This window comes from Aestuariivirga sp. (genome assembly GCF_044239095.1).
In the GTDB taxonomy this organism is placed as follows: domain Bacteria; phylum Pseudomonadota; class Alphaproteobacteria; order Rhizobiales; family Aestuariivirgaceae; genus Aestuariivirga.
Genome location: NZ_JBIICB010000050.1, coordinates 1 through 20227 on the forward strand (window position 1 = coordinate 1; position 20227 = coordinate 20227).

Below are 20227 nucleotides of genomic sequence, written 5' to 3' on the forward strand. Positions count from 1 at the left end.
TGCTGATTGCCATCGTCAAGAAGGAGCTGCAACTCGACGCCTCGCTCTACACATTGCTACAGATCCTGTCGGTGTCGGTGTTCGAGAAAACGCCCATTTTATCAACCTTCCGGCCCGACGATCAGGGAATGGCGCAACCCGCCAACGACAAGCAATTGAATTTATTCGGCTTTTAACCGGACACTAGTGAGGGTCAAGAATTGATTATATCCATCGCGGAACCAGTTCCTCAGACTGGGTCCTTGACCATCAATGAGGCAAACCTCTTTTATTATTAGCCCGCCTTGCAATGGTTTAGAAATGCTGGCTAAATCAGAAGCCGAATGGTGGGAATACCCCGTCATAGTATTGGAAGAGTTAGTATATTGGTTGGTCTTCTGCCCCGCGCACTGTTGCTGGCATCGGTTTCGGCCACGCTGCTTTTGCCCGCCCCTGCCCTGCGTGCCGATCCAAATGCATTTATCGGCCTTGGCTTCGGGTTGGTCGACCAAATGATACGGAACGACATGCAACTCCGTCAGCAGCGCAGGCAAGCGGAAGCGCAGCGGCGGGCGGAGGCCGTTGTGATACGCAGGCTGCAAGCAGCGCTGCAGAGGCTGGGATACTACCGTGGCCGCATCGACGGTGACTTTGGCTCGGGAACGCAGGAGGCGCTTGGCGCTTACCAGCGCGACCGCGGAATTTATCCCACCTCCTCGGTGTCAGAGTATGACATTTCGCAAATTGAGGCTGATGCACGAAGTTCTCCGCCGCCGCAGCCTCCTCCCAGAGACAGCAGCCCCCTGCCCGGCACTGGCAAGTCTATGCAGGAAGTGGAGTACACGAGCATTACGCCTCAGGCCGAGTGGCTCGATCTCCGCTTTTCACAGGCGCAGTTGTCCCAGCCAGGACCCTACAAGCCGCCATCAGGGGGCGGGTGGTTGGTGGTCGCAAGTGGCGCCACATTTCAATGGGTGGCGGAAGAGGCGATCGCCTATGCGCAGGACTTCCCCGGCACCGCCATCATCAAGTCCGGCAACGGCCGTTTCGCCATCACCGTCGGCTGGTTGCCAGACAAGCAAGGAAAGCGCCTGCTCGAACTGCTCAAGTCCAATGGCATCATCCCCTCGGACGCCTTCGTCGGCTCCGGCTCGCGCTATATCGGGCCGGTCTGGACCACATCGCGGTCACTCAAGAGCCGCAACGACCTCATGCGGCACGGCTTCTTCAGGGCTTCTCCCCATGCCTGGGATCGGGTCCTCGATGCCGCCTCCGGCTCACCGATCGTGGAGTACAGGGCCCGCGTCGCGGGTGTCAGCGGTGCGGGGGCTTCTGACGGTTACCTGAGCCTGCGGAAGACGAGCAATGTGTCCGGGGACGAGATCACGCGCATGCCCGAGGGAACGCTCCTCAGACTGCTCGACAGCAAAGACGGGTGGAGCCGTGTCGCTCTGCTCGACGGGCGCGAGGGGTGGGCCTCAGCGAAGTACATTGCGCTCAATGATAACGTAAAGAACGGCACGACCGCTGCAGCCCAGCAGCCGCCGGCTGTGGAGAATCCCTATGGTGACAGGGACCTGCAGGATCGCCTCCTCTCGGACGGCAAGATACTCCTGCAGGACATCGGCCTGTTCCTCAAGACCAATCCCGATGTGCAGGGTATCACCTCCATCGCGGAGATCGTGAGCCGCCTCAACGCCGCGATCTCATCGCGTGACTTCCAGAACATCGAGGCTGCGACGGCAAGCCTGCGGCAACTCCTGTCGCAGAACTCAGGCTACAAGCTTTTCGCGGAGCGCCGCGAGGAACAGCGGCGGGAGGAGGAGCAGAGACAGAAGGCCGAGGCAATTCGACTCGCGGACAGGAACATCTACTTCCTGAAGCAGTATATCGCCCAGAATGTCACGACCGCGAACATCGGAACCCTGGCAGGTCTCCTGAAGGAGTACGAGACGGCGCGGCGCTTCCCGACACTGGCCGGCCTCGACGGTTTGAACCGCAGGCTGGAGACCGCCATCTCGCGGGACAACCTCACAGGTGCATACCAGCAGATCCTCCAAGGCTACGTGGCGCCGATCGAGAAGCCCGAACTGGCAAAGCCCACCCCCGGCCATCCATCCCCGCAAGCTCAACCGGTGCCACTGGACGGGGGAGAGCAGGCGCAGAGAGAGCTGCGCAATATCTCCGATGAGGCACAACTGCTCCTTGACCAGCTGAGCCGCTTCGGAGCCGCGGGCCAGAAGGTCTCGGACGTTCCCCAGGCCGCCCGCCTCAGCGTGAACCTGAGAGCGTCGCTGCGCGCCGCTGACGCCGCCGCCATTCTGCGTGACAGGAAGGCACTTGAGGATCTCCTGGCCCGGGACACTGCCTTCACGGACTTCCAGAGGCGGGAGAACGAGGCAAGACGCCTCGAGGAGGCGCGCAAGCTGGAGGCTGCCACGCGGGAGGCGCGAAGGATCGATGCCTTCGTCGATGACTACATCAGCCGGAACTTCGGATCTGACAAGGTTGAAATGCTGATCTCGGTGCAGGATGATATCCGCGCAAGCCTCCGAGGCGGCGACGCACCGGCAATGTCGCCCTCCGTTGATAACGCCCGCGACAGGATCGCCAAGGCCGGTCTGAAGCTTGAACTCGACGCATTCAAGCTGTCCGACCCTTCTGACGAAAGCCCCGCCGTCGTGAAGTGCAGGAGTGCCGGGAACCTCGGGCAATGGCAGGAGGCGAGGGCGCTCTGCACTGCCGCCCTGGCGGAAAAGCCGGGCGATGCGGCGCTGGAGGCCCTCCTGAGGCGTGCACGGGACATGATCGCTGCGCAGGAGAAAGCCGAGGAGGAAGACAGGCGCCGGGAAGCAGAGCTTGAGACCTCAAGGACCTCGGCGACAGATCTCCTGACCCGCGTCACCAGCTTCGCCTCGGATGGCGGCCAGCTGTCTGAGCCCATGCGCATTGCCCGCCTGGCGGAGGCCCTCAAGGGCGTGATCGGCGGCAAGGATGCTTCACGCATCACCGCGGCGCGCGATGGCCTCTCCTCCGCTCTCGCGGAGGATCGGGGCTTCAGCGGCTATCTCCGCAATCTCGAAAAGGGCGAGCAGGATCTCGGCATCGAAGTTCTCGTGGCCGAGGACGCAGAGGGACGTCGCATCCGTGCCTTCATTGCAGCTTACGTCTCACGCAATGTCACCGCGTCAGGCATCGGGGCGCTCCTTGCAGCGGATGATGAGCTGGCACGCGCTCTCGAAAGCAGGGATGGTGCACAGCTGCTGAAGGCCAATGGTGCGGCACGCCAGGCCGTCGCCCAATTGGGTGCATCTGCGGAACTCGACGCCTACCAGCTGCCGGCATCGCATGGAGAGGACACCACCACCTGTCTCGACCTCGTCACCAAATCCGCGTGGGAGGAGGCGCTCGACACCTGCCGCGGGGCCGTGGACAGGAACCCCCAGGACAGTGCCGCCGCAGCAGCCCTGGAGCGGGTCGAGGCGGAACTGGCGCAACGCAACCTGCGAGACAACGAGCGAAGCCTCGAGAAGGAACGACGCGCAGCGGCGGATCTCCTCATCAGCCTGGATGCCTTCGCGAAGGACGGAGGAACCTTCAAGGACCCACTGGGCGTTGCCCGCCTCGTCGCCGGCCTAAGAACCAATCTCACGGAGAGTGATCCTGCAGCCTTGCGCCGGTCAGTGACCTCGCTGGACGGGGCATTGCAATCAGAGGCTGCATTCATTGCCTTCGCAAGGCAATATGAAGAGAGCCAGCAACGCGCTGCTCTCGACACTGTCGCCGAAGCACGGGCCGAGAGCCGGCGCATCAAGGCCTTCATCAAGGACCATGTCAGGAAGAATGTCGCCTCGCCGGACGTACCGAAACTTCTGGAGATCGTGACGCTGCTCGAAAGTGGCATCGCCTCCAACACGCTCGACAACATCGCCGGCACCAATGCCGCGGCCGTCACGGACCTCTCGGTCCTGAAGCTCGACACGGCCCTGAAGGCGTTCTCGCTTGCGCCAAGGGATGTCGCGGTAGTGCCGACAGAGACACCCAATGAGCTCTTTATCGACGGGAAGAACCGCCAGCTGCTCGAAGGTGACGGCGAGGATATCATGTTTCTTTTCAACAACTCCGGTACGGCAGGGGGCGTCAGGCGTGACCTCCTCGGCCGTCTCGTCTTCCCGGGCGTGACGAACCTCTGCTGGTACCACGACGTGCCTCAGCACGACCTCGGCACACGCCTGGCAATGTCGGGGCTCTCGTCGATCGGCGCCAGAGACATTACGCTCACGGGCGTCTGCAGGGCCGAAGGGCTGGAGAGCGCTCACGTCGTGGCCCTGCGCAGATCCTCCTTCCTCACCACCGACCGCGCCTACGCCAAGTCCCTGGTCGACGCCTTCTCCTCGGGTAAGTTCGAGGTCGTCCGTGAGGTTTCTGGCACCTCCATCCGCCAGAAAAAGACCGACGACGAGACGCTTGTTGCGGAGATTAGAGACGAGGTCACGCGGGCACAGAGGAAGGGTTTTGGCTTCTTGATGTTCAAGCAGGATGTCAGCACACTATGCATGGTTCCGGGTCCCATGACGGATGCTGTGATGGAGCTCCTCGCTCCCGAGCTGCATCTACTGTCGGGCCAGCTGCCTGGATGGACAACACGGGATGTTCAGAACCCGGACCTCGGCTTTGCCGAGGCCCGGTCCGGAAACTGCGGAGCACTCCTCCTCGAGGCTCCCGCGATGGCGCAGGTCCTGGCAGCGGCCGAGCGCGAGCAGACGGACCTCACCATCCTAGCCGTTTGGCTTGACGAGCAGGACGTCTCCGAGACACAAGCGCGGCTCAAGAGCGAGGAGGCGAGCCGGGCCGAGGCGGAGCAGGTGCGCCTACGCCGCATCGAGGACGAGGCAACACAGGATCGGTTGCGGCGGGAGCGGCTGGGTGAGGAGAAGGCCCGACGAGAGGCAGAACTCCGCGACAGGTATGGGAGTGCTGCGTATGGCTTTGCGGCGGACACGGGCGATCAGGTCGCGGTCTTCATCGAAGCACCCGACGCAGCGGAAACTGCCTCTGTCGCCAGCCTGTTCCCGTCACTGGCCAGCTGGTACCGAAACCAGATCACTGCCGGATGGGAACTTCAGAGCGACGGCTACACGAGCGACCTCGTGGACTACGGAACGGTACGCTGGCAGGGGCGCGCCCTGGACACCGTCTTTGTGAAGATGGCCGTCGGCATGAAGCATCGCGAGCTTGGAAAGTATGAGGAGACATGCCTTCTCGTAGGCGTCGTGGTGGATCAGGAGTTTTCGAGGTACAGGGATGTCTTTGAAGCTCGCTGCCTGGAGGCCGAGCCCGGCCTCAATGCGTGGAAGGCCTCTCATGGCTTCGAGAGCCGGTGGATCATTGATTGATGCGTTTTGCCTGAACGCCATATACTCTGCAAGATGAAAGTGGCGACGCACAGTACTCGACGCGGTTGAATAAGGCGTTGAAACGATTCAGAAAAGGGATTCTTTGTCAGCAAACGAAGGATCGCCGTGATGCAGAATGCGTTTTCAAACGCCTTATCCAGCTTGATACTCCAGCACATTGACCTGTCCCCGACAAGACGCGAAACGCTGGCCTGGCTGACGTTCCTGATCATGCGCCAAGGCACGATCTGCCTGTGGCGGCTTGCTGCTCATGTCGATACAGCGGCGGGAATCAGTTCGGTCCGCCGCCGATTCTACCGCTTCTTGCAGCATGTCGCGTTGGATGGATTCCTGACCGAACCTGTGATCGTCGGTCTGCTGGGGTTGCGAGGAAAGCCGTGGATCATTGCAATGGACCGAACCAACTGGGAGTTCGGTAAGACCACGATCAACAGCGGAAGTACTGTGCCGAGAAGCCAAGCTCGATCGCCCGGATGCCGAGGGCCACAAGCAAGTGATCTTGTACCGATAGCGCAAGCCTTTTTTTGGAGATCAGACGACGTGAGTGGCTCGATTGGCGCGCCGCGTGTCACGGACTACTTCGGGTACGTTGTAGCACTCGGCGACGATTGCCTTTGCCTCTGCAACGGAGAGTTTGCGTCCGTTGCTGTCGCGCAAAACATAAGGTTTGCCGGATCGCAGCAGGCTGAAGATGCGATTGACGAGTCGGTTGGCGACGGCGCAGAGGGCTGGCTTGTGATGATGGCCCTTCCTGGTCATCAGCCTGAAGTAGACCTGGGCCAGATCGGGATCGATCTTGCGAGCCGTGTCGGCGGCGAGCATGACCGGATAGCCGGAGATCAACGATGACGACTTGCCCCTCAGGCCGGCTTCCCAGGTGGCCGGATGCTCATGGAACGGGTGGCCGGATGTTGGTGGAATGACTGGCCGGATGTTCGTGGAACGCGTGGCCGAATGACGTGGAATACGCAGACCGGGGCTGCCTCGGCGCGGATCCGTCCTGTCCCTGTCAAGAAACATGGCCGCAAGGCCTGCTCGATCTTTGCAATTGGCCTCGGCGCGCTCCGCAAAATCGCCGCTGCTGCAGAACTCCATCAAGTAATCGACTTCCTGCAGCACCTGCTCTCACCAAAACGTCCCGTTAACCAACTGAAAGCTCAGCCACTTTGACGCCGAGTCGAGTACAATGCCAAATCCCTATCACGAGCGCAGGAAATCCGGAGCGGTTCGTGAGACTACGCGAATCGTTGACACCGCCAGTCCCATGGAAACGGCTGCATCGCCCTCGCCATCGTCAGCCCCTCCGGCTGCCGCCCTGCTAACATCGCCTCCACGATCTCTGGCGCCAGCAGCGTCATGCGCAATAGTCGGCTGACGTAGGACGAATTGATGTTCTCAGCCTCGGCGATTTCCTCGATGGTTGAGAAGTCGCCGGTCTCCAACAGCTTGCGCCAGCGGAAGCCACGCGCCAGCGCTTTGAGAAGCGCGCGGTCAACCCGCGCACGCGGCGTCGGTAATGCAGCCGTTCCATCCGGTGTGATGATGAGCTTTCGTCCGCCGCGCCTGCGGATGGCAAATGGCACAGTGACGGTAACGGTCTGTTCGGTCATGCCGCCGCCTTCCTGTTCTTGACAGTAATCATGCCGATTTCCGCCACCATCTGCGCCAGACCCTTGTCCTTGTCCCTGAACCTGAGCCTTAGTCCGTCGGTACGGATGTCCACGCGCTCGACCAGCAGCTGTACGATGCGGGCCTGCTCGGTGGGGAATAGCTCCTCCCACAGCGGGTCGAACGCTGCAAGCGCCTCTCGCACCTCATCCTCAGTCAAAACCTCGCCTTCGGCCTGTGCAGCGCGCCACGTCGCCATGACGACCTCCGGCGCGCGCAGCATGCCGCGGATCTGGTCGATCACGGCGGCCTCGATCTCAGCGGCCGGAACGCGTGCAACTGGGCATTTGCCTGCACCATGCTTCAGGACCGTCTGGCTCACATAGTAACGGTAGAGACGGTCGCCCTTGCGTGTGTGAGTGGGCGAGAAGGCGGCCCCGTCAGGTCCGTAGAGAAGACCTTTCAGCAGGGCCGGGGCTTCAGCGCGGGTGTTGTTGGCGCGGAGGCGGGGGCTCTGTTGGAGGATGGCGCGTACCCGGTCCCACGTTTTCTGGTCGATAAGGCCCTGATGCTCACCGGCATGGCCCGTGCCCTTGTGGACGGCCTCACCGATGTATGCGCGGTTGTTGAGCCTCCTGGAAGCTTGGTTTGACCACAAACTCATGTTGCAAACCTGACTGAAATAAATTTCAAGTTACGAAACATATCTCATTTCAATTGACTCCGAGAGCAGGTTTTCATATTTCGATGATGCAACAAAAATTATGTTGTGAAATAAATTGCAGTCGACCATTGACGGTAGAGACTGCCAAAGGGAGGAAATCATGAAGTTCGCGAGACGCTTTTCGCTTGTTGCCCTGGCGCTGTCGGCTTGCCTGGGCATTTCCGGTACCGCTTCGGCTGCAGGCAAGTTTGCCTGTGAGTCCGGCGAGACCTATGTGATGAACGTGATGGTCTCTGGCCATCCCTATTGGGTTCCGGTGTTCCAGGGCTTCAAGCAGGCCGCGGAGTCACTTGGCTGCACCGCGGTGTTCTCCGGAACGCCGGATTACGACATCGCCAAGCAGATTGCCTCCTTCGAACAGGACCTGGTGAAGAAGCCAGCGGGCATTCTGCTCCACCCGATGCAGGCTGATCCGTTCATCGACCCCATCAACGCGGCGATCGGGGCTGGCGTTTCGGTCACCACATTTGCAGCCGACAGCCCCAAGTCCAAGCGCACCGCCTATGTGACCTCGGACAACGTCGCCGAAGCGAAGTTTGCTGCCGAGGAGATCGTCAAGACCGTGGGTGACAGCGCCGAATATGCCGTGCTCGAGAATCCCGGTCAGTCAAACCATGACCTGCGGGTGACAGCCTTCATCGCAAACATGGAGAAAAACTATCCGAAGATGAAGCTGGTCGGCCGCCAGGCGAGCAACCAGGACTCGAACGTGGCCTATCAGGCTGTGACAACAATGCTGCAGGCCAATCCGAAACTGGCTGCCATCTGGATCCCGGAAGCGGGCTCCGCCGAGGGTGCTGTCGCGGCGGTCAAGGAGTCGGGTAAGAAGGTCATCATCATGCATGCTGACGTGACGCCCACGACGCTGGCGGAGATCAAGGCCGGAAACATCCACATGGCGTTGAACCCCAACCAGGGTGTTCAGGGCTTCCTGGGCTTCATGAACACGTTCCTCGGCGCTCACCCGGGGTTGATCGATCCCTTCAACGATTACAAGGTCTCGGGCTTCAACCCGATGCAGTTCCCTTACATGGACAACGGCTTTGCCGTGATCACCAAGGACAATGCTGACAGTTTCGACCTTGCCAAGTATATGGAAGGCCGCAACTGACCTCCCGGCGGCCCGTCCTGCCGGTGGTGGGGCGGGCTTCTCCCACAGGGGAAAGCACCATGTCCGATACTGTCCTGGAGATCCGGAACGTCAGCCGCAGCTTCGGTCCGGTCCGTGCGCTGCGCGGCATCAACTTTGATCTCAGGCGCGGAGAGATCCACGCGATCGCTGGAGAGAATGGCGCAGGCAAGTCCACCTTGATGAATGTCATCGACGGCATCATCCAGCCGGACAGCGGCGAGATCCTCATCGACGGCAGGCCCGTGCGCATGCCCTCGCCAGCCCACGCGCAGCGGCTCGGCATTGGCTTCGTGCACCAGGAGATTGCTCTTTGCCCGGACGTTTCGGTCGCCGAAAACATCTTCATGGCTGCCACAAACCAGAGCCGCAGGTTCCTGATGGATGCGGCCGGCCTCAGGGCCAAGGCGCGCAGCGTCCTCGCCCAGCTTGCCGATATCGACCCCAGCATCCTGGTGCGCGATCTCTCGATCTCCAACCAGCAACTGGTCGAGATCGCCAAGGCGCTCACCCTCGACTGCCGCATCCTGATCCTTGACGAGCCCACCGCCGCGCTGACGGAGCGCGAGGCGCAGTTGCTGTTCGCGATCATGCGCAAGCTGACGGCCCAGGGCATCGCTATCATCTACATTTCCCACCGCATGGTCGAGATCTTCGAGAACTGCGACCGGGTATCGGTGTTCCGCGACGGCCAGCATATCCGGACGGACAAGGTTTCCGAGACCACACCGGAAGACGTCGTCAATGCCATGGTCGGCCGGAAGATCGAAAGTCTCTATCCGCCCAAGCTGACCACGCCGCCCGGACCGCCGGTCCTGCAGGTCGAGGGCCTGAGCGACCGGCGCTTCCGGGACATCAGCTTCGAACTCCGCGCGGGCGAGATCCTGGGCGTTGCGGGCCTCATCGGGGCAGGGCGCTCGGAGATCATGCGCGGCATCTGCCGGCTTGAAGGCAATGCGCGCGGCCGTGTGCGGCTGCAGGGCCGCGACCTTGATCTCAAGAGCTATGCCGAAGCAATCGCGGAGGGCATCGTCTATCTCTCGGAGGACCGAAAGGGCGATGGCGTCTTTCTCGATCTGCCCATCGCGGCGAATGTTTCCGCGCTGAACCTGACGCAAGTCTCGCGCGGGCCGGGCCTCATCGACAAGGGTGCAGAAACCCGCCTGGCGGAGGCGCTGGGGCGGCAGTTGAACCTGAAGTCGGCAGGTGTGGGGCAGAAGGTTTCATCATTGTCAGGTGGCAATCAGCAGAAGGTGGCGCTGGCCAAGCTCCTCGCCGTCAAGCCCAAGGTGATCTTCCTCGACGAACCCACGCGCGGGGTCGATGTCGGCGCGAAATCGGAGATCCACAAGATCCTGCGCGGCCTGGCGGAGCAGGGCGTCGGCATCCTGGTGATTTCCTCCGAACTGCCCGAACTGATCGGGCTCTGTGACCGCGTCATGGTGATTGCCGAGGGCCGCGTCACCGGCGAACTGCCAGCCGAGCGGCTGAGCGAGGAGGCCATCATGCAGCTGGCCTCGAACACGGGTTGGCAGAAGCGCAGTGCGTGACGTGAAGGACAAGAGCATGGGAAGTCAGGACAAGAGCGCTCTCTCCGGGCTGTTCAGGGCGCGGGAGACCGGCCTCGTGGTCATCATTGCGCTGATCTTCGTGGTGATGTCCTTTGCCTCGCCCTATTTCCTGACGGCCGACAACCTCCTCTCCATGGTCAAATCCTTCTCCGTCGAGGCGATCGTGGTGATCGGGATGACCATCCTCCTGATTTCGGGTGGCATCGATCTTTCGGTGGGCTCCGTGACGGCACTCGCCATGGTAATCGCGGGGAGCCTGTTCCTCGCCGGGCTCGATCCGTGGACAGCGTCTCTCATCGCCATCATCGCCTGCGCTGCGATCGGCGGGTTCATGGGGATCATGGTGACGTGGGTGGGGCTCCATCACTTCATCGTGTCGCTGGGCGTGATGGTGATTGCACGCGGCCTCTGCATGCTGGGAACAGGCGGCCGCCCGCTGGGTCTCTTCACCCTGCCGCCGGAGTTCAAGTGGATCGGCACCGGCTCAGTCGGTCCCATCCCGGTGGTGATCCTGATCTTCATCGCTTTCGTCGTGGTCTTCGATTTCCTTCTGCGGCGAACGACGGCCTTCCGGAAAGTCGTCTATACAGGCTCGAACCCGAAGGCTGCGGCCTATTCCGGCGTCCGGACCAAGAAGGTGATCTTCCTCACCACCGTTCTGACCTCGACGCTTTGCGGTGTCGCAGGGGTCATCTACATGGCGCGATTCGGCTCCGCCCAGCCGACCTTCGGAATCGGCATGGAACTGAATGTGATCGCGGCTGCGGTCATCGGCGGTGCCTCGCTCTCCGGCGGCTCTGGCAGCATTCTGGGGGCAATACTGGGCGCGCTGCTGCTGGCCGTCGTCTCCTCCTCGCTTACGCTTCTCGATGTTTCGGTTTATTGGCAGGACATCATTCGTGGCTCGATCCTGCTGTCGGCGGTCACGTTTGACCACTACCTCGTCAAGCGCAGGGGATAGTCCGCCACATGGAAGAGATGGATGATCTTGAAGCACTCCGGCAGATGCACACCGTCCTGGTGCTGCACTTCATCGAGGGTGAGACGCAGGCTGACATTGCGGAAAAGCTGAAGCTCTCCAAATCCAAGGTGAACCGGTTGATCGCCGAAGGGCGCAGGCTAGGTATGGTGCGGATTTCGATAGAGACGCCGTTCCAGCGACTTGTGGTGGTGGAATCGGCGCTGACCGCAAGCGGCAGCCTGCAGGCCGCCGTCGTGGCTCCAACCATCGCAGGCAATCCTGAACTGACGCTTCGCCAGGTGAGCATCGTCGCGGGTTATCATTTCCTGGATGGGCTGAAGGATGGAGATGTCATCGCCATCACGGGAGGCAAGGCGGTTGCGGAGTTCGTCGAAAACCTGAAGCCTGTTCGGACCTATGATGTGAAGGTTGTTCCGCTGACAGGCGGGGTTCAGGGAAAGTTCTTCACCGACGTCAACAACCTCGTGTCCAAGCTTGCAGCCAAGCTCGGTGGCCAGGCGCTGGTTGTTCATGCACCACTGTTCGCGGAAAGCCGCAAGCAGCGCGACATGCTCATGGACATGGCATCGATCCGGGAGGTCTTCGACTTGTCGCGCCGGGCGACCGTGGCGCTGGTCGGCATCGGCTCCATCCTGGCCACGGGCTCGTCCTATTATGATCTGCATCCCCAGGCCCAGCAGGAGCGAGAGCGGCTGGTGAAGAAGGGCGTGGTGGCGGAATTCATGGCGCATCTGATCCAGGAGGACGGCAAGCTTGCCGACCTCGCCCTGAACCGCCTGCTCGTCGCCATTGAACCGGGCGAGATCGCGCGCTGCCTGCGCATCATCGGGGTGGCGGCAGGCGAGACCAAGGTTCGCCCGATTTCTGCTGCCCTCACTGGCGGCTACATCACGTCGCTGGTGACCGATGAGGACACGGCGCAGCAGGTTCTCAAACTCAGGGGTGAAGTTCAAGCATGAGCGAGATGCTGACCCGCGAGATTGGCCGTTCCGGCATCACCGCCTCGGCGGTGGGGCTTGGAACATGGGCCATTGGCGGGTGGATGTGGGGCGGAACGGATGAGGAGGCCGCCATCGCGGCCATTCACGCCGCGATCGATGAAGGTGTGACGCTGATCGACACGGCACCCGCCTATGGCATGGGCAGGTCTGAAGAGATCGTCGGCCGGGCCATCAAGGGCCGCCGCAACAAACTCGTGCTCGCCACCAAGTGTGGGCTCGTCTGGCATGTTCAGCAGGGCAACTACTTCTTCTCCCAGCAGGACAAGCCGGTGCACCGCTATCTCGGCCGGAGCTCGATCCGCCATGAAGTGGAGCAAAGCCTGCGCCGGCTGGGCACGGACCATATCGATCACTACATCACCCATTGGCAGGATCCCACGACGCCGGTCTCCGAGACGATGGCAGCACTTGAAGAGCTGAAGGCGGAGGGAAAGATCCGCTCGATCGGGGCGTCCAACTGCTCGCTTGCCGGGATCTCGGACTATGCAGCTGCCGGACAGCTTGACGGCGTGCAGGAAGAATACTCGATGGTGAAGCGGGATCTTGAGCGGGATATCCTGCCCTTCTGCCGCAACCGGTCGATTTCGGTTCTGTCCTACTCCTCGCTTGCGCTCGGGCTGTTGTCGGGAAAGATCGGACCCGGCCGGACGTTTTCGGGCGATGATCTGCGCAAGGACAACCCGCGATTTTCCGCGGCGAATCTCGCCAGGGTGGAGGCACTCATGAAGGTCGTTCGTCTTGTCGCCCAGGTTCACGGGGCAAGTGCCGCGCAGGTGGTGATCGCCTGGACACTGGTTCAACCCGGCATCACCTCCGCACTCTGCGGCGCCCGCAATCCGGAACAGGCCCGCGAGAACGCTGCCGCCGGCCGCCTTCGTCTCACCTCCGCCGAATTGGCTATCATCGATGCCGCCGTTTCTGAACATCTGACTGCGCTCGACTCTTGAACCAGCGCTCCTCCAAATTGCCGTTGCGCAGCCAGGCTGCCCATGAAGGACCCATGACAGACCCGCGCGCCAAGGACATCGAGAAGCTCCGCCACAGCGGAGACTTCGACGTCGTTGTCGTCGGGGGCGGCATCAACGGCATCGGCACGTTCCGTGACCTGGCGCTACAGGGGCTGCGCGTTCTTCTGGTGGAGCGCGAGGACTTCTGTTCAGGCTGTTCTGCCGCGCCGTCGAGAATGATCCATGGCGGGTTGCGCTATCTGGAGAACGGCGAATTCAATCTCGTGCGGGAAAGCCTGTTCGAGCGCGATGCGCTTCTCAAGAACGCGCCGCATATGGTGTTTCCCCTGCCCACTGCGGTGCCGGTCAACTCCGTCTTCTCCGGACTGCTCAATACATCGATGAGCTTTCTCGGCATGAAGGGGCGCCCCCGCCCACGCGGGATCGTGCCTGTCAAGCTGGGCCTTTCGCTCTATGATCTGCTGACGCGCAAACGCCGCGTCCTGCCGCCGCACAGGGTGTTCAGCCGGAAACAGGCCCTTGCGCGGTGGCCGGAGCTTTCACCCGGCCTGCGTTTTGCCGCGGTCTATCACGATGCGTGGATCAGCCACCCCGAGCGGCTGGCAGTGGAACTCGTTCTGGATGCCGAGGCCGGCAACGGCCATGCGGTGGCGCTTAACTACGCGACGATCACGCCCCGGGGGACGGGCTTCACCGTCACCGACACGGAAACAGGTGAAGTGCTGGACATCTCCGCGCGCGTTGTGGTCAACGCCACGGGGGCCTGGCTGGACGAGACAACGGAAAGCCTCGGTGCCAAGGCCTCGGGAAAGCTGGTGTCAGGCACCAAGGGATCGCACCTGATCCTCGACAATCCTGCGCTGATGGAGGCCCTGCGCGGCCATATGGTCTATTTCGAGAACACCGATGGGCGCGTCTGCATCGTGTTCCCCTATCTGGGAAAGGTGCTTGCGGGCGCCACGGACATCCGCGTGAAACAGGCGGGCCGTGTGCGCTGCGAGGCGGACGAGCGTGACTACATCCTCGACTCCCTCCGCCTGATCTTCCCGCGGCTTGCGATTTCCGCTGAGGACATCGTCTACAGCTATTCGGGCATCAGGCCGCTGCCGGTTGCGGATGTGGAGTTCACCGGGCGCATCTCACGCGAGCATTTCACACGCAGGTTCGATGGACCTGTGCCCCAGTTCTGCATGGTCGGCGGCAAGTGGACGACTTTCCGCGCCTTTGCCGAGCAGACGACGGATATGGTCCTGGCTGAACTGGGCATCCCGCGCCGCGCCAGCACGCGGGAGTTGCCGATCGGCGGTGGCAAGGGTGATCAGCCCGCCGTCCACGATCGCCGCTCGGAGCTTTATGGCAGCCGGGCCCCGCAGGTTCCGCCCGGTGAGGAAAAGATCGCCGGAAGCGATCTGACGGTGGGCGAGGTGCGATTCCTCATTTCGCATGAGAAGGCCCGCAGGCTTGCCGATGTCCTGCAGCGCCGGCAGCCATTGGCGATCACGGGGCAGCTGACCGGACCTGTGATCAGTGCGACGGCACATGCGATGGCAGGAATACTAGGATGGGACGCAGCGCGGATCCGGTCCGAGACATCAAGCTTTGCGGCAGAGCTTGTCAATTATCACGGGGTCAACCCTGCTATTCTCGAGGAGTGAATGATGAAGATCAGCCCGAAGGCACGCATGAACCGGCTGTTCACCAACGGAGGCTGCCTCGATGTGGCCATTGACCATGGGGTGTGCAACGAACCCTCCTTCATGGTGGGCCTTGAGGACATGCCGCGCGTGGTCGATGCGCTGATCAGGGCAAGGCCCGACGCCATCCAGATGGCTTATGGACAGGCCGACCTGCTGCAATCACGTCCCGAAAAGGGCAAGCCTGCCCTGGTAATGCGGCTCGACATGGGAAACCCTTACAACGCCACGCGCCATCGGGTGATGTGGTCCATGCTGCAGAACGCGGAGGAGCCGATCATCGGCGCGCTCGAGATGGACGCGGCCTGCGTGGTGGTGAACCTGTTCATGCTGCCGGATGAGCCCGAGATGTTTCGCCAGTGCGTAGAGAATATCAGCCGTGTGCGCGCCGCCTGCCACCGCTATGGCATGCCGCTCATGATCGAGCCACTCGTCATGCTGCCGAACGAGCTGCGTGGCGGATATCAGGTTGACGGCGATGCGGAGAAGATCGTTACCCTGGTGCGGCTTGCGGCCGAGATGGGCGCTGACATCATCAAGGCCGATCCGACGTCGGACCCCAACGAGTTCCACCGCGTCGTTGAAGCGGCACGCGTGCCCGTTCTGGTGCGCGGCGGCGGCAAGGAAGATCTGAAGACCGTGCTGAGGAAGTCCGCTGCCCTGCTGGCACAGGGTGCGAAGGGCATGGTCTATGGCCGCAATATCTACCAGCACGAAAAGCCGGGCGCGGTGGTGCGGGCGCTGATGGCCATGATCCATGACGGCGCGGACGGAGACGCCGCATGGGACGTCTACAATCGTGGCTAGTTACCTGCTGGGGCTTGATGCCGGGAACACCGTCATCAAGGCGGTGCTGTTCGACACCTCTGGACGGCAGGTGGCCCTTCATGCGCTCGATGGCGCAACCCACAAGCCCCTGCCTGGCATGGTCGAGCGCTCCGTGCCGGAGCTCTGGGAGAATGCCAGCGCTGCCATCCGTGGCTGTCTTCAGCGCGCGGGTGTCTCATCGGCTGACGTGCTGGCGGTTGGTTGTGCGGGCCATGGCAATGGTCTCTACCTGCTTGACAAGTCCGGCGCGGCGTTGCTTGGAATTCAGTCTCTCGATTCACGTGCCGCCGCGCTGGCCTCCGAGATCGATGCCGCCAGTGGCGATGCGATCCAGGTCATCTCGCTGCAGCGGCCGTGGCCCGCGCAGACGCCGGTGTTGCTGGCCTGGCTGAAGCGGCACAGACCCGAGATCTATGCCAAGGCCGGCACGCTGCTGTTCGCGAAGGACGTACTGACCTCGCGGCTGACCGGGGCCCGCGTCAGCGACATCTCTGACATGACCGGCGCGGGCCTGATGCGCCTGCCCGAGGCCTCCCATGACTCCGGGCTTTTGTCACTCTATGGGCTGGAGGATGCACTGCCGCTCCTGCCGCCTGCCATTGAACCATCGGCCATTGCGGGGCACGTCACGGCTGAGGCCGCCCAGGCGACAGGGTTGTCCGCTGGCACCCCGGTCATCGGCGGATATTTCGATGTGGTCTCCTCTGCCCTGGGCTCCGGTGCCGTCAAGCAAGGTGATGCATCCATCGTGGTGGGAAGCTGGTCCATCAACCAGGTTTTCGCGCCAAGGGCAGCGGCTGACCGGCGCGTCTTCATGGTGTCGAAGTTCGGCGCCGGGCGCTTCCTCAACATGGAGAACTCGGCAACGTCTGCTGCGAACCTCGAGTGGTATGTGCGCGAATTCATCGAACGCGGCAGCCATCATGCGGATCCCTTCGGAGCGGTGAATGCGGCGGTCGGCAGTGTAAGGCCCGCTGCTGGAGATCCTTACTTTCATCCCTTCCTCTATGGTGGCCGCATGGGCGCTCACCAGCGCGGCGGTTTCTACGGGATCGCCGGCTGGCATGGAGAAGGGCATCTGCTCCGCGCCATCTTCGAAGGCGTGATGTTCGAGCACCGCAGGCATGTCGAGGTGCTGGCAGAGGCTGGCCTCGGCTTCGACCGCGTGGCGCTCTCGGGCGGGGGCGCGCGCTCCGCGCATTGGCCGCAGATGTTCGCGGATGGACTGGGCCGGCATGTGACCGTCGCCGAAGCCACTGAAACGGGTGCGCTCGGCGCTGCCATCGGTGCGGCACTCGCCCTGGGCCTCCATGCCGATTACGAGGCGGCGGTGGCCGCCATGACGCAGGCCAGGGCCTGGTTCGCGCCGGATGCCGGCATGCGGGCGCATTACGACAAACGCTACGAGACCTGGACCCGCATCACGCGGGCGATGGAACCCGTCTGGCGCGAGATGGCGGGTGCTGCACAATGATCCCCGACGGAGACTTTGACTTCATCATCATTGGCGCCGGAACGGCGGGCTGCGTGCTGGCCAACCGGCTGACCGCCGACGGCCGGACGCGCGTGCTGCTGCTGGAGGCGGGGGGCAGCGACAATTATCACTGGGTGCATATCCCCATCGGCTACCTTTACTGCATCGGCAATCCCCGCACCGACTGGATGATGAAGACCGCCAGCGAGCCGGGTCTGAACGGCCGCTCGCTGGTCTATCCGCGCGGCAAGGTCCTCGGCGGCTGCTCCTCCGTCAATGGCATGATCTACATGCGGGGCCAGGCGGCGGACTATGACCACTGGCGGCAACTGGGCAATACCGGCTGGGGTTGGGACGATGTGCTGCCTTACTTTAGGAAGTCCGAAGCCCATCATGGCGGCGAGAGCGACATGCATGGCGCGGGCGGCGAGTGGCGCGTGGCAAAGCAGCGCCTGAGGTGGGACATTCTCGAGGCCGTGCAGCAGGGCGCAGTTGAGTTCGGCATCATGCCGCGTGCTGATTTCAACGACGGCAACAATGAGGGTTCGGGGTTCTTCGAGGTGAACCAGTCAGGCGGCGTGCGCTGGAACACGGCCAAGGCCTTCCTGCGGCCGGCATTGAAGCGCGGCCTTGTGCGCCTTGTGACGCATGCGCATGTGACGGGTCTTATCATGGAGGGGCGCCACGCAAAGGGCGTGCGCTGGCTGAAGGACGATGCAACCCGCGAGGCATACGCTTCGCGGGAGGTGCTGCTGGCGGCGGGTGCCATCAACTCGCCCAAGATCCTGGAACAGTCCGGCATCGGCCAGGCCTCCCGCCTGCAGGCTCTGGGAATCGCGCCGCTGCATGATCTTCCGGGAGTAGGCGAGAACCTGCAGGACCACCTGCAGATCCGCACTGTCTTCAAGGTTCATGGCGCGCGGACACTCAATGATATGGTGCGCTGGCCGTGGGGCAAGGCGGCGGTCGCGCTGCAATATCTCTTTGCCCGGTCAGGACCGTTGTCGATGGCGCCGAGTCAATTCGGGATGTTTACACGCTCCGGACCGGAGATCGATGTGCCCGATCTTGAATATCACGTGCAGCCTCTTTCGACCAATCGGCTGGGCGAGCCACTTCACCCGTTTTCGGCTATAACTGTCTCGGTTTGCAACTTACGACCCACCTCGGTGGGCCATGTTCATGCGGTATCCCCCGATGTGCATGCGCAGCCGGAAATCAGACTGAATTATCTGTCGACCGAGCGCGACCGGCGCATTGCAGTTGCTTCGATCCACCAGGCCCGAAAGATCATGACTGCGAAAGCGCTCGCGCGGTATCGCCCGGAAGAATGGCTAAGATGGGGACTGACGACAAGGCCGTCGTCGGTCCGGACCTGAAGGTGCATGGGGTTGGTGGCCTGCGCGTGATCGATGCATCCATCATGCCGCAGATTACCTCCGGCAACACGGCAAGCCCTGTGATCATGATCGCCGAGAAGGCCGCTTACATGATTCGATCGTTCTGATACCGAAACTCTGTTTGAGTAAGTCACAAAGTGAACGGAGAGATCATGCCCCTCGCCGTGGTGTAGCTGACTGCACTGGTTGCCGGGCTTTTCCGCTTGAGCCGGGATGATCCTCTGGCCACGGCTGGCAGGCTGACGAGTGGATCATCGCTCATGGCAGTCACCTCCCACAAACTCGAATCACCTCACATCTGGTTTGAAAAGGGCCTCCAGACTCAGCATGAACGCCCGACGCTCTCAGAAATTCACGTTGTCTGGTGTCTCCATTCCAGCGGAAAGGGCCGCATGGCCCTCGCCATCGTCAGGCCCTCCGGCTGCCTTCCTGCCAGTATCGCTGCCACGATTTCTGGCGCCAGCAGCGTCATGCGTAGCACCCGGCTGACGTAAGACGGGTTGATGTTCTCTGCCTCGGCGATTTCCTGGATGGTCGAGAAATCTCCGGTCTCCAGGAGTTTCCGCCACCGGAAGCCACGCGCCAGTGCTTTCAGAAGAGCGTTGTCCATCGTCGGGCACACCCGGCTCGATGCCGCCAAGGCACTGGGCCTTAAGACGGTGCCGGTCCATGTCGCCGAGGGCCTGACGCCCGCGCAGGCGCGCGCCTACCGGCTGATGGACAACCGCTCGCACGAGAACGCCGAGTGGGACGATGAACTTCTCAAGCTCGAGTTCGGTGATCTTAAGCTCGACGGCTTTGATCTCGATCTGACCGGCTTCGACGCCGACCAACTCTCGGAGCTGCTGGCCGGGGAGGCGAGCGAGGGTTTGACTGACCCGGACGACGCGCCCGCCCTGCCGGAGGAGAGCACCTCGCGTTCCGGGGACCTGTGGATCCTTAGCGAGCATCGCCTCCTCTGCGGCGACGCCACCTTGTTGTCCGACGTCGAGCGCCTGATGGGCGGTACGCTCGCCGACATGGCTTTCTGTGATCTGCTGTACAACGTCGACTACGGGAACAAGGGGACGGAGAAGTCCCCGGGCAAAGGGCGTCGGATTCTTAATGACGCGTTGGGCGACGCCTTCGTCAAGTTCCTCGAGGCGGCCTGCGCGAACCTGCTCTCCGTTACCAAAGGTGCCTGCTACGTCTGCATGAGTTCGTCCGAGCTCCATACGCTGCAGCGCGCCTGGCTCGATGCCGGCGGCAAGTGGTTGACCTTCGTGATTTGGGCGAAGAACACCTTCAAGCGCCACAACGCGCCGATCATCGATCGTTTTCGTTTCCGGCGTTGCTCGCCGACATCGCCTGCCACCCTTGCCGATAGGCAGCGAGCCCGGGGATGGTCGCGGAGGCGATGTCGTCGAGGGCAATCGGGATCAGCGGTAGTTTGCCATTTCTTACCAGTGCCAG

The 20227-nt window shown here is 62.2% G+C and carries 14 protein-coding genes and 3 pseudogenes; 14 read left to right on the top strand and 3 right to left on the bottom strand.

Annotated features, from left to right (window positions below; all coding sequences use genetic code 11):
• The 4 genes and pseudogenes from ACILRA_RS06885 to ACILRA_RS06900 form a co-directional block, all read left to right on the top strand.
• A pseudogene (locus tag ACILRA_RS06885) lies at positions 1-176 on the top strand (IS4 family transposase); the annotation flags it as partial.
• 330 nt (positions 177-506) lie between these two features.
• A complete protein-coding gene (locus ACILRA_RS06890) occupies positions 507-5375 on the top strand; it encodes a peptidoglycan-binding protein (RefSeq protein WP_395661360.1) in 4869 nt (1622 codons plus the stop codon).
• Between the two features lie 129 nt (positions 5376-5504).
• Positions 5505-6245 carry a hypothetical protein gene (locus tag ACILRA_RS06895; RefSeq protein ID WP_395661361.1) on the top strand — a complete coding sequence of 247 codons (741 nt, stop codon included), beginning with the start codon at positions 5505-5507 and terminating at the stop codon, positions 6243-6245.
• Between the two features lie 105 nt (positions 6246-6350).
• On the top strand, positions 6351-6566 hold the full coding sequence (locus ACILRA_RS06900) for a hypothetical protein (RefSeq protein WP_395661362.1): 216 nt from the start codon (positions 6351-6353) through the stop codon (positions 6564-6566).
• A 65-nt stretch (positions 6567-6631) separates the two neighbouring features.
• Here the strand turns inward: ACILRA_RS06900 and ACILRA_RS06905 are convergent, their stop codons facing one another.
• Both ACILRA_RS06905 and ACILRA_RS06910 read right to left on the bottom strand, forming a co-directional pair.
• A complete protein-coding gene (locus ACILRA_RS06905) occupies positions 6632-7006 on the bottom strand; it encodes a hypothetical protein (RefSeq protein WP_395661363.1) in 375 nt (124 codons plus the stop codon).
• Complete coding sequence (locus ACILRA_RS06910; RefSeq protein ID WP_395661364.1) at positions 7003-7668, bottom strand: zinc ribbon domain-containing protein; 666 nt, start codon at positions 7666-7668, stop codon at positions 7003-7005. Before ACILRA_RS06910 ends, ACILRA_RS06905 begins: the two co-directional genes overlap by 4 nt.
• Before the next feature lie 160 nt (positions 7669-7828).
• Between ACILRA_RS06910 and ACILRA_RS06915 the strand changes: the two genes are divergently transcribed.
• The 9 genes and pseudogenes from ACILRA_RS06915 (at position 7829) to ACILRA_RS06955 (ending at position 18882) form a co-directional block, all read left to right on the top strand.
• Positions 7829-8839, top strand: coding sequence for a substrate-binding domain-containing protein (locus ACILRA_RS06915; protein WP_395661365.1), 1011 nt, complete (start codon positions 7829-7831; stop codon positions 8837-8839).
• A gap of 59 nt (positions 8840-8898) precedes the next feature.
• The gene (locus ACILRA_RS06920; protein WP_395661366.1) at positions 8899-10407 is read left to right on the top strand and encodes a sugar ABC transporter ATP-binding protein; all 1509 of its coding nucleotides are present in this window, start codon (positions 8899-8901) and stop codon (positions 10405-10407) included.
• A 16-nt stretch (positions 10408-10423) separates the two neighbouring features.
• The gene (locus ACILRA_RS06925) at positions 10424-11389 is read left to right on the top strand and encodes an ABC transporter permease (protein ID WP_395661367.1); all 966 of its coding nucleotides are present in this window, start codon (positions 10424-10426) and stop codon (positions 11387-11389) included.
• 8 nt (positions 11390-11397) lie between these two features.
• Positions 11398-12369, top strand: coding sequence for a sugar-binding transcriptional regulator (locus ACILRA_RS06930; protein WP_395661368.1), 972 nt, complete (start codon positions 11398-11400; stop codon positions 12367-12369).
• On the top strand, positions 12366-13358 hold the full coding sequence (locus ACILRA_RS06935; RefSeq protein WP_395661369.1) for an aldo/keto reductase: 993 nt from the start codon (positions 12366-12368) through the stop codon (positions 13356-13358). Before ACILRA_RS06930 ends, ACILRA_RS06935 begins: the two co-directional genes overlap by 4 nt.
• Positions 13359-13411: 53 nt before the next feature.
• Positions 13412-15034 (top strand): glycerol-3-phosphate dehydrogenase/oxidase, encoded by a 1623-nt coding sequence (locus ACILRA_RS06940; RefSeq protein ID WP_395661370.1) that lies wholly within the window; start codon positions 13412-13414, stop codon positions 15032-15034.
• 3 nt (positions 15035-15037) lie between these two features.
• On the top strand, positions 15038-15880 hold the full coding sequence (locus ACILRA_RS06945) for a class I fructose-bisphosphate aldolase (RefSeq protein WP_395661373.1): 843 nt from the start codon (positions 15038-15040) through the stop codon (positions 15878-15880).
• On the top strand, positions 15831-17375 hold the full coding sequence (locus ACILRA_RS06950) for an FGGY-family carbohydrate kinase (protein ID WP_395661371.1): 1545 nt from the start codon (positions 15831-15833) through the stop codon (positions 17373-17375). The genes ACILRA_RS06945 and ACILRA_RS06950 overlap by 50 nt, the downstream gene beginning before the upstream one ends.
• A pseudogene (locus tag ACILRA_RS06955) lies at positions 17372-18882 on the top strand (GMC family oxidoreductase). The gene ACILRA_RS06950 and the pseudogene ACILRA_RS06955 overlap by 4 nt, the downstream one beginning before the upstream one ends.
• 245 nt (positions 18883-19127) lie before the next feature.
• On the opposite strand, the gene ACILRA_RS06960 reads toward ACILRA_RS06955, so the two are convergent.
• Positions 19128-19385, bottom strand: coding sequence for a hypothetical protein (locus ACILRA_RS06960; protein ID WP_395661372.1), 258 nt, complete (start codon positions 19383-19385; stop codon positions 19128-19130).
• Between ACILRA_RS06960 and ACILRA_RS06965 the strand changes: the two are divergent.
• Positions 19378-20227 (top strand): annotated as a pseudogene (locus ACILRA_RS06965) (hypothetical protein); the annotation flags it as partial. The gene ACILRA_RS06960 and the pseudogene ACILRA_RS06965 overlap by 8 nt on opposite strands.

Bases quoted from the DNA above. Each gene is read 5' to 3' on its own strand.
- ACILRA_RS06890 (WP_395661360.1), top strand. From the start codon at position 507: ATGCAACTCCGTCAGCAGCGCAGGCAAGCGGAAGCGCAGCGGCGGGCG.
- ACILRA_RS06895 (WP_395661361.1), top strand. From the start codon at position 5,505: ATGCAGAATGCGTTTTCAAACGCCTTATCCAGCTTGATACTCCAGCAC.
- ACILRA_RS06900 (WP_395661362.1), top strand. From the start codon at position 6,351: ATGACGTGGAATACGCAGACCGGGGCTGCCTCGGCGCGGATCCGTCCT.
- ACILRA_RS06905 (WP_395661363.1), bottom strand. From the start codon at position 7,006: ATGACCGAACAGACCGTTACCGTCACTGTGCCATTTGCCATCCGCAGG.
- ACILRA_RS06910 (WP_395661364.1), bottom strand. From the start codon at position 7,668: ATGAGTTTGTGGTCAAACCAAGCTTCCAGGAGGCTCAACAACCGCGCA.
- ACILRA_RS06915 (WP_395661365.1), top strand. From the start codon at position 7,829: ATGAAGTTCGCGAGACGCTTTTCGCTTGTTGCCCTGGCGCTGTCGGCT.
- ACILRA_RS06920 (WP_395661366.1), top strand. From the start codon at position 8,899: ATGTCCGATACTGTCCTGGAGATCCGGAACGTCAGCCGCAGCTTCGGT.
- ACILRA_RS06925 (WP_395661367.1), top strand. From the start codon at position 10,424: ATGGGAAGTCAGGACAAGAGCGCTCTCTCCGGGCTGTTCAGGGCGCGG.
- ACILRA_RS06930 (WP_395661368.1), top strand. From the start codon at position 11,398: ATGGAAGAGATGGATGATCTTGAAGCACTCCGGCAGATGCACACCGTC.
- ACILRA_RS06935 (WP_395661369.1), top strand. From the start codon at position 12,366: ATGAGCGAGATGCTGACCCGCGAGATTGGCCGTTCCGGCATCACCGCC.
- ACILRA_RS06940 (WP_395661370.1), top strand. From the start codon at position 13,412: ATGACAGACCCGCGCGCCAAGGACATCGAGAAGCTCCGCCACAGCGGA.
- ACILRA_RS06945 (WP_395661373.1), top strand. From the start codon at position 15,038: ATGAAGATCAGCCCGAAGGCACGCATGAACCGGCTGTTCACCAACGGA.
- ACILRA_RS06950 (WP_395661371.1), top strand. From the start codon at position 15,831: ATGACGGCGCGGACGGAGACGCCGCATGGGACGTCTACAATCGTGGCT.
- ACILRA_RS06960 (WP_395661372.1), bottom strand. From the start codon at position 19,385: ATGGACAACGCTCTTCTGAAAGCACTGGCGCGTGGCTTCCGGTGGCGG.